Source organism: Microbacterium sp. bgisy203, from assembly GCF_057706945.1.
This window is the reverse complement of sequence record NZ_JBYIPF010000002.1, coordinates 521,427-529,940: the sequence shown is the minus strand read 5'-3', so window position 1 is coordinate 529,940 and position 8,514 is coordinate 521,427. Positions and strand designations below refer to the sequence as shown.

At 69.6% G+C, this 8,514-nt stretch carries 7 protein-coding genes; 3 read left to right on the top strand and 4 right to left on the bottom strand.

What is annotated here, in order from left to right; translation table 11 throughout:
• Positions 1-34: 34 nt before the first annotated feature.
• The 3 genes from infB to nusA all read right to left on the bottom strand — a co-directional run bounded on the left by infB (position 35) and on the right by nusA (position 4,206).
• Positions 35-2,863, bottom strand: a complete 2,829-nt coding sequence (gene infB, locus AC3ENQ_RS05765; protein ID WP_431802572.1) for a translation initiation factor IF-2 — start codon at positions 2,861-2,863, stop codon at positions 35-37.
• Between the two features lie 92 nt (positions 2,864-2,955).
• Positions 2,956-3,207, bottom strand: coding sequence for a YlxR family protein (locus AC3ENQ_RS05760; protein WP_431802570.1), 252 nt, complete (start codon positions 3,205-3,207; stop codon positions 2,956-2,958).
• Positions 3,208-3,216: 9 nt separating this feature from the next.
• Positions 3,217-4,206 (bottom strand): transcription termination factor NusA, encoded by a 990-nt coding sequence (nusA, locus tag AC3ENQ_RS05755; protein WP_431802568.1) that lies wholly within the window; start codon positions 4,204-4,206, stop codon positions 3,217-3,219.
• A 179-nt stretch (positions 4,207-4,385) separates the two neighbouring features.
• On the opposite strand from nusA, the gene AC3ENQ_RS05750 reads away from it, so the two are divergent.
• The 3 genes from AC3ENQ_RS05750 to AC3ENQ_RS05740 are packed head-to-tail and all read left to right on the top strand — an operon-like array spanning position 4,386 to position 7,385.
• A complete protein-coding gene (locus AC3ENQ_RS05750) occupies positions 4,386-5,894 on the top strand; it encodes an alanine/glycine:cation symporter family protein (RefSeq protein WP_431802567.1) in 1,509 nt (502 codons plus the stop codon).
• Positions 5,894-6,523: an acetate uptake transporter family protein gene (locus tag AC3ENQ_RS05745; RefSeq protein ID WP_431802565.1), complete on the top strand. Its 630-nt coding sequence runs from the start codon at positions 5,894-5,896 to the stop codon at positions 6,521-6,523. Before AC3ENQ_RS05750 ends, AC3ENQ_RS05745 begins: the two co-directional genes overlap by 1 nt.
• Positions 6,524-6,581: 58 nt before the next feature.
• Entirely contained in the window at positions 6,582-7,385 is an 804-nt protein-coding gene (locus AC3ENQ_RS05740) for a DUF1206 domain-containing protein (protein WP_431802563.1), read from the top strand.
• Between the two features lie 24 nt (positions 7,386-7,409).
• Here AC3ENQ_RS05740 and AC3ENQ_RS05735 read toward each other — a convergent pair whose 3' ends face one another.
• Entirely contained in the window at positions 7,410-8,489 is a 1,080-nt protein-coding gene (locus AC3ENQ_RS05735; RefSeq protein WP_431802561.1) for an LOG family protein, read from the bottom strand.
• Positions 8,490-8,514 lie beyond the last annotated feature (25 nt).

The following is an 8,514-nucleotide window of genomic DNA, read 5'->3' as shown; positions in this document are numbered from 1 at the left end:
CGCCGCAGCCGAAGCGACGACGACAACGAGGACGTCAGCCGCGCGGCTTCTCCACCATCTCGGTCGTCTCGATCTCGTCGCCGACCTGGATGTCGTTGTACTTGCCGAGTCCGATACCGGCCTCGAAGTCCGTGCGGACCTCGGTGACGTCGTCCTTGAAGCGGCGCAGCGACTCGATCGCCAGGCCGTCGGCGATGACCACGCCGTCGCGGATGACGCGCGCCTTGGCGTTGCGCGTGATCGTGCCCGAGCGGACGATGACACCGGCGATGTTGCCGAACTTCGAGGAGCGGAACACCTCGCGGATCTCCGCGACGCCCGACTGGACCTCTTCGTACTCCGGCTTGAGCAGGCCCTTCAGCGACTGCTCGACATCGTCGATCGCGTTGTAGATGACCGAGTAGAACCGGACGTCCACACCCTCGCGGGCCGCGCGCTCGCGCGCCTTCGTGTCGGGGCGGACGTTGAAGCCGATCACGATCGCGTTGTCGATCGTGGCCAGGTTGATGTCCGACTCGGTGATCGCGCCGACACCGCGGTGGATGATCCGCAGCTGCACGGAGTCGTCCACCTCGATCTTGAGGAGCGACTCCTCGAGCGCCTCGACGGCACCGGAGACGTCACCCTTGATGATGAGGTTGAGCGACTCGACCTTGCCCTCTTCGAGCGCACGGGTGAAGTCCTCGAGCGAGATGCGCTTGCGCGCCTTGGCCAGCTGGGCGTTGCGCTCGGCGGCCTCGCGCTTCTCGGCGATCTGGCGGGCCAGGCGATCCTCTTCCGTCACGATGAACGTGTCGCCGGCGCGCGGGACCGAGTTGAGACCCTGCACCTGGACCGGACGCGAAGGCCATGCCTCTTCGACCGCGTCGCCGTTCTCGTCGACCATGGCGCGAACGCGCCCGTAGGCGGTTCCCGCGACGATCGCGTCGCCGACGCGGAGCGTTCCCGACTGGATGAGGACGGTGGCGACCGAACCGCGGCCCTTGTCGAGCTTCGCTTCGATCGCGACGCCGCGCGCCGCCTTGTTCGGGTTGGCCGTGAGGTCGAGTCCCGCATCCGCGGTCAGCAGGACCGCGTCCAGGAGGTCCTGGATGCCGGTGCCCTGACGCGCCGACACGTCGACGAACATCACGTCGCCGCCGTACTCCTCGGCGACCAGACCGTACTCGGTGAGCTGCTGGCGCACCTTGGCCGGGTTGGCGTCGGGCTTGTCGACCTTGTTCACCGCGACGACGATCGGCACGTCCGCCGCCTGCGCGTGGTTCAGGGCCTCGACCGTCTGCGGCATGATGCCGTCGTCGGCGGCGACCACGAGGATCGCGATGTCGGTGACCTGCGCACCACGGGCACGCATGGCGGTGAACGCCTCGTGACCGGGGGTGTCGATGAAGGTGATGGCGCGCTCGTGGCCCTCGTGCTCGGTCCACACCTGGTAGGCACCGATGTGCTGCGTGATGCCGCCGGCTTCCCCTGCCACGACGTTCGTCTGGCGGATCGCGTCGAGCAGGCGCGTCTTACCGTGGTCGACGTGGCCCATGACGGTGACGACGGGCGGACGGATCTCGAGGTCGTCCTCGCTCTCCGCCTCGAGCTCGGCCTCGAGGTCGAGACCGAAGCCCTCGAGGAGCTCTTTGTCCTCGTCCTCGGGCGAGACCATCTGGATCTTGTAGCCGAGCTCCTCGCCGAGCACCTCGAAGGTGGCCTCGTCGAGCGACTCGGTCGCCGTCGCCATCTCACCGAGGTTGAAGAGGATCGTCACGAGCGTGCCGGGCTGCACGGTGTAGCCCCGCAGGGCCTCGAGCTTGTCGGCGAAGTCGGCGATCGACGCACCGCGGCGCAGGCGAATGATCTCGCCGTTGCCCTTCGTGACGTTGACGCCGCCGACGACCGGGGCATCCCGCATCTCGAACTCTTGGCGCTTCGCCCGACGCGACTTGCGCTGCTTGGACTTGCCGCCGCCCTTGCCGAAGGCACCCGCGGTGCCGCCGCCGGGACCACGGCCACGACCACCGCCGCCACCGGGACGACCGGCGAAGCCGCCGGGCGCACCGGGACCGCCCGCGCCGCCGGGACGCTGGAAGCCGCCGGCACCGCCGGGACGGCCCGCGCCGCCGGGACGCTGCTGGAAGGGAGCGCCGGGACGACCGCCGCCGCCGGGACGACCGGCACCGCCGGGACGCGGGGCGCCGGGGCGGGGTGCACCGGGGCGCGGCGCCTGCGGGCGCGGGATGTTGCCGGGGGTGGGGCGCTGACCCATGCCCTGCGCGGAGGCGAACGGGTTGTTGCCCGGGCGCGGGCCGGCGGGGCGCTGCCCCATGCCCTGCGACGAGGCGAACGGGTTGTTGCCCGGGCGCGGGGTCCCGCCGGGGCGGGGAGCGCCGGGGGTCGCCGAGCCGGAGGCACCCCCACCGGGCGTCGCCGAAGAGGGGGTCGCGCCACCGGGCTTGGGGGCGCCGGGCGTGGCCGTCGACGGCGTGGCCGCGGCGGGCTTGGCCTCAGCGCCCGAGGTCGACTCGGTCGTCGCGCTCGAGGACGACGCGGCGGATGCCGGCGCCTGCGCAGCCGGGGTCGGGGATGCCGAAGCCTGCGCAGCAGGGGTCGGCGCCTGCGGCTTCGCGGGGCCGGGGCGGGCACCGCTCGACGGGCGCGCCGACGGCGTCGGGCTCTTGGCCGCGGCGGGCGCATCGGCCGGCTTCGCCGCACCGTCGGCCTCGAGGGCCGCGCGGAGCTTCCGCGCAACGGGCGGCGCGATCGTGGATGAGGGGCTCTTGACGTATTCGCCGAGCTCCTTCAGCTTCGCGAGGGCGACCTTGCTGTCGACGCCGATCTCGGAAGCGATTTCGTGCACTCGTGGGTTTGCCACAATTCTCCTGTCTGAGGTCTCCCCCGGACAGGGCAGACCGTTAGATGCGGACGGGTCTCATTTCGAGCCGTTCACTTCGTGTCCATAGCCGTTCAGCCTTTTCGCTGGTGGGTTTCTTGAAAGGTCTGCGTCTCGAGCGGACCCGATACACGCAATGCTCGTCCGAATGCGCGCCGCCGCAGGGCGGCTTCCACGCAGTCCGTGGTGTCGTGCACCCACGCGCCCCGCCCCGGCAGGACGGCTTTCTCGTCGGGGACGAGGGAGCCGTCTCGGGCCACGACTCGCAGGAGCGTGGACCGGGGAGCGCGCGCGCGGCATCCCACGCACGTTCGAACGGGTTCCATCCTACCCCGTTACTTGTCTTCCAAGATGCTGTCGGGCTGGATGTCGATCTTCGCGCCCGTCAGCTTTGCGGCCAGGCGGGCGTTCTGGCCCTCCTTGCCGATCGCGAGCGACAGCTGGTAGTCGGGGACGAGCGCGCGGACGGCCTTCGTGTTCGCGTCGAGGATGAAGCTCGACGTCACCTTCGCTGGCGACAGGGCGTTCGCGACGAACTTCGCAAGCTCCGGGTCGTAGTCGACGATGTCGATCTTCTCGCCGCCGAGCTCTTCGGTGACGGCGCGGACGCGGCGGCCCATCTCACCGATGCAGGCCCCCTTCGCGTTGATCGCCGGGTCGTTCGCGGTGACGGCGATCTTGGTGCGGTGGCCGGCTTCGCGGGCGAGCGAGGTGATCTCGACGAGGCCCGAGGCGATCTCGGGGACCTCGAGCGCGAAGAGCTTCCGCACGAGCCCCGGGTGCGTGCGCGAGACGGTGATCTGCGGCCCCTTGAGGCCCTTCGACACCGACGTCACGTAGACGCGCAGGCGCTGACCGTGCGGGTACTCCTCGCCGGGAACCTGCTCTTCGGGCGGGAGGATCGCCTCGACCGTGCCGAGGTCGACGTGGACCATGCGCGGGTTCGGGCCCTGCTGGATGACGCCGGCGACGATGTCGCCCTCCTTGCCGCGGAACTCGCCCAGGATCGCGTCGTCGGCGATGTCGCGCAGGCGCTGGCTGATGACCTGCTTCGCGGCGAAGGCGGCGATGCGGCCGAAGTCCTCGGGTGTCGACTCCTCTTCGCCGATGACGACGTCGTCCTCGTCGAGGAGCGGCACGTACACGGCGACGTGACCGGTCTTGCGGTCGAGTTCGGCGCGCGCGCCCTCGGGAAGCTCGCCGTCGGGAGAGGTGTGCTTGGCATAGGCGGTGAGGATCGCCTGCTCGATGATCCGCACGAGTTCGTCGAAGGGGATCTCCTTCTCGCGCTCGACCGTCCGCAGCAGTCCCAGATCGATGTCCACAGGTGCCTCCCTATTCAGCTCTCGGCGCGGGCATCACCCACCGGGTTCCGTCACCGGGGATTCACTCATCTGGGGGTCGCCCCGCACGCCATCCTGCTGATTTTACCGGATGCCGGCTGAGAGCGCGCCGCGCGGTGCCGCGATGGCGTCGCCCGGGCGCGCCCCGCGATACTGGGCCGATGGAATCGATCAACGAATGGCTGCTGACGTGGGGCGATCACCTCTGGACGTGGGCGGTGCTGCCCGTCGTCGTGGTCCTCGGGGTCTACTTCACCGTGCGTTCGGGGGTCGTCCAGCTGCGCCTGCTTCCGGACATGTTCCGCACCCTCACCGACAAGACGCCGCGCACCGCTGACGGGGAGCCCCAGTCGGTCTCCGCGTTCCAGGCCTTCACGATCTCCGCAGCGTCGCGCGTGGGTGTCGGCAACATCGCCGGAGTCGGCACCGCGATCGCGATCGGGGGACCCGGCGCCGTGTTCTGGATGTGGCTGATGGCATTCATCGGCGGCGCGTCCAGCTTCATCGAGTCCAGCCTCGCGCAGCTGTACAAGGTGCGCGAGAAGGATGCCTTCCGCGGCGGACCGGCCTTCTACATGGAACGAGGACTCGGCGCCCGGTGGATGGGTGTCCTCTTCGCGATCATCCTCATCGTGTGCTTCCCCTTCGCATTCAGCTCTCTCCAGGCCAATACGATCACGGCGACTGTCGCCGGCGGTATGTCCGCCGACGTCGCGACGTGGCTGCCGTGGGTGATCGGACCGATCCTCGCGATCCTGACGGCGCTCGTCGTGTTCGGGGGCGTCCGACGCATCGCGTCCGTGACGCAGTACCTCGTCCCCTTCATGGCGCTCGCCTACCTCCTTCTCGGCCTCGCCGTCGTGGCGCTGCACGTCGACCGGCTGCCCGAGGTGTTCGGGCAGATCTTCGCTCAGGCGTGGGGGCCGAACGAGGTCGTCGGCGCTGCATTCGGCTACATCGTGCTGACGGGTGTCAAGCGCGGGATGTTCTCCAACGAGGCGGGCCTCGGGTCGGCGCCGAACGCCGGCGCGAGCGCGGCCGTCACGCATCCGGTCAAGCAGGGTCTGGTCCAGACGCTCGGCGTCTACTTCGACACGTTCCTCGTGTGCTCCATCACAGCGTTCATCATCCTCGTCTCGGTGCCGGATCTCGCGAACGCCGAGCGCGGCATCGGATTGACGCAGGGCGCGCTGACCTCGACGCTCGGACCCTGGGCGAACATCGCTCTGGCCGTCATCGTGTTCCTTCTGGCGTTCTCGTCGATCCTCGGCAACTACTACTACGGCGAGTCGAACATCGAGTTCATCACCCGCGGCACCGCCGTGCTCACGGGGTATCGCGTGCTCGTCATCGTCGCGGTGCTCGTCGGGTCGGTGGTGACCGCCGATCTCGTCTGGAACTTCGCCGACGGGGTGATGGGACTCATGGCGCTCATCAACCTGATCGCGATCGCGCTCCTGTCCCCCATCGCCATCCGGCTGTTGAAGGACTACACCGCTCAGCGGCGCGCGGGGCGCGATCCCGTCTTCACGCGTGACCGGATGCCGGACGTCACGGGCATCGAGTGCTGGGAGGACGAGCTGACCGTCACCGGTCCTCTCGACATCTCCCTCGAACGGGGCCAGGCTGGAGTCGATCCGATCCACCGTCCGTCCCGCGGAGGCGAATGATGTCCGAACAGACGGATGCCGCGACGCCCTCTGCGCGGTCGCACATCCCGTCGAACCGCGCCGATCCGGGCCTCATCGGCCTGCTGGGCTTCGTCACCGCGACCCTGACCGCCCAGCTCGCGCACCTCGGCGTGCAGAACGAGAGCGCCGTGTTCTGGGTCGGCGCCGCGTTCGGCGGCGTCGTGCAGGTGACGGCCGGCATGCTGTCGTACTTCATCGGCGACGACTTCCACTTCATCGTCTACAACGCGTTCGGCTGGTACTGGATCTGCATGCCGGGGTTCCTCCTGGGTGGCGAGCTCGGCTTCTTCGAAGTCTCGGGCATCGCGAAGCCGCTGTTCATGCTGATCTTCTCGGTCCTGGCGTTCGGCTTCGCGATCGCCGGCGCGACGCACAACACGGTCCTCCCCCTCACGCTCCTGTGCGTCGGGATCGGCCTCGGACTCGAGGCGATCGGGTCCTTCAGCGGGGTCGACGGCTTCGGGATCATCGGCGCGTGGTTCCTCATGGCGGCGTCTGCACTGGCCGCCTACATGCTCATCGAGAAGTTCTACTGGCGGACACTGGGCCGCCACGTCGTCCCGCTCGGTCGCCCGTGGATCGCCGGCGGCGACGACCCCGAGCCGTGACCGCACGTCGCGCCCTCTCGCCATCCCGTCGCGATCCCCGAACGCCTAGAGTTCTCGAGTGAGCAACGCCGCCGAATCCGCCGCCCGCGAGGTGCAGTCGAGCCCTGTGATGACCGGGCTCGCCCGCGGCGGGTACGCCGCCAGCGGCGCCGTGCACGTGCTCACCGGCATCCTCGTGCTGTCGCTCGCATTCGGAGGCTCGGGGACGGCCGACCAGGGCGGTGCACTCCGAGCGATCGCCGGCGCGCCTCTGGGGCTCGCCGCGCTCTGGGTGATCGCGGTCATGCTCGGCGCCCTCGCGCTGTACCAGCTGATCCAGGGTTTCGTCGTGCGCGCGGAGAGCACCGCGAAGCGCTGGGGGCAGCGGATCTCGGCCTGGGGTCAGGCCGTCGTGTACGGCGCGCTCGCCTCGGTCGCCGTCTCGGTGGCGCTCGGCGCCCGCCCCGACGGCGACGACCGCGCCGAGGGCGCGAGCCGCGACGTGCTCGCGCTGCCGGGCGGGTCGATTCTGCTCTGGGTCGTCGGCGCGGGCATCGCGATCGGCGGTATCGTCTTCGTCGTGATGGGCATCATGCGCTCGTTCGAGAAGAAGATGTCCATTCCGTCCGGGCGCCTCGGCACGTTCGTTAAGACCCTCGGTGTCTTCGGCTACATCGCGAAGGGTGTGGCGCTCGCCATCGTCGGGGTGCTGCTGATCGTCGCCGCGACGACGTCGGATGCCGCGCAGGCAGGCGGTCTCGACGCCGCGTTCGGCGCCCTGCGCGAGGTCTTCCTCGGTCCACTCCTCGTCGCGATCGTCGGCGTCGGTTTCATCGCCTATGGCGTCTTCCAGTTCTTCCGCGCGCGCTACGCGCGGCTGTGACGACCCCGGCTCGGTGCGCTCCGGTCAGAGGTTGGCGGACGGCACCGGCGCGGTCTCGGGTTCGCCGGCCGCCGACGGCAGGTCGTTCAGCGCCCGGATGAGCAGGTGCAACGACCCGACCTTGAACTGGTTGAGGGTCATCACGATGCGCGGGAGGTCGAGGCGGTCATCGTCGCGCACCTCGGCCTTCAGCGGCTCCGTCGCCTCGATCCGCCCCTGCGCGAGCAAGGAGCCGAAGCGCGCGTTGAGGTCGTCGATCTCCTCCGCGGTGGGCGCCGCGTGCAGGCGGATCACGAGGCGCCCCTTGACCCACCGGAGCGAGTCGTAGTTCCGGTAGAACCCGGTGATCTCGCTCACCGCGGCATCCACCGAATCGGTCACGAGCACCCGGTCGAAGTCGTCGGGCGAGATGACGCCCCCCGCGATGAGCTGCTCGTCGACGAAGCGCTCGAGGCCCGCCCAGAAGGTGCCGCCGGGGCGGTCGAGGAGGACGATCGGGGTGGGATCGGCCTTGCCGGTCTGCTGAAGCGTCAGAAGCTCGAACATCTCGTCGAGCGTGCCGAAGCCACCGGGCACGCAGATGAAGGCCTGCGACTCCTTCACGAGCATGAGCTTGCGGGTGAAGAAGTACTTCATCGCGACGTTCCGCGAGTTCTTCGCGATGATCGCGTTCGGCTTCTCTTCGAACGGCAGCCGGATGCTGACGCCGAGCGAGTGCTCGGGGCCCGCGCCTTCGGCGGCGGCCTGCATGATCCCGGGACCCGCTCCCGTCACGACCATCCAGCCGCGCTCGGCGAGCTCGTGGGCCGCGGCGGCTGCCGCACGGTACTGCTCGTCGTCGGGGCGCGTGCGCGCCGAGCCGAAGATCGTCGCCTTGGGGATGCCGCGGAACGGCGCGAACAGCGCGAACGCCGCGCGCATCTCGGTGAGGGCGGCAGAGGTGATCTTGAGGTCGAGCCGGTCGGTGTCGTCGAGGCCGAGGCCAACCCCGGTCGCGAGGATGCGGGCGATGAGGTCCTGGTCGGCGTCGATCCCGGCGTCCGCGATCAGCGTGCGGAGGTCGTCGGTGACGGTCTGCGGAATCTGAGTGGAGCTTCCTGCCATGCCCCCAGCCTGGCACGCGTGGGTG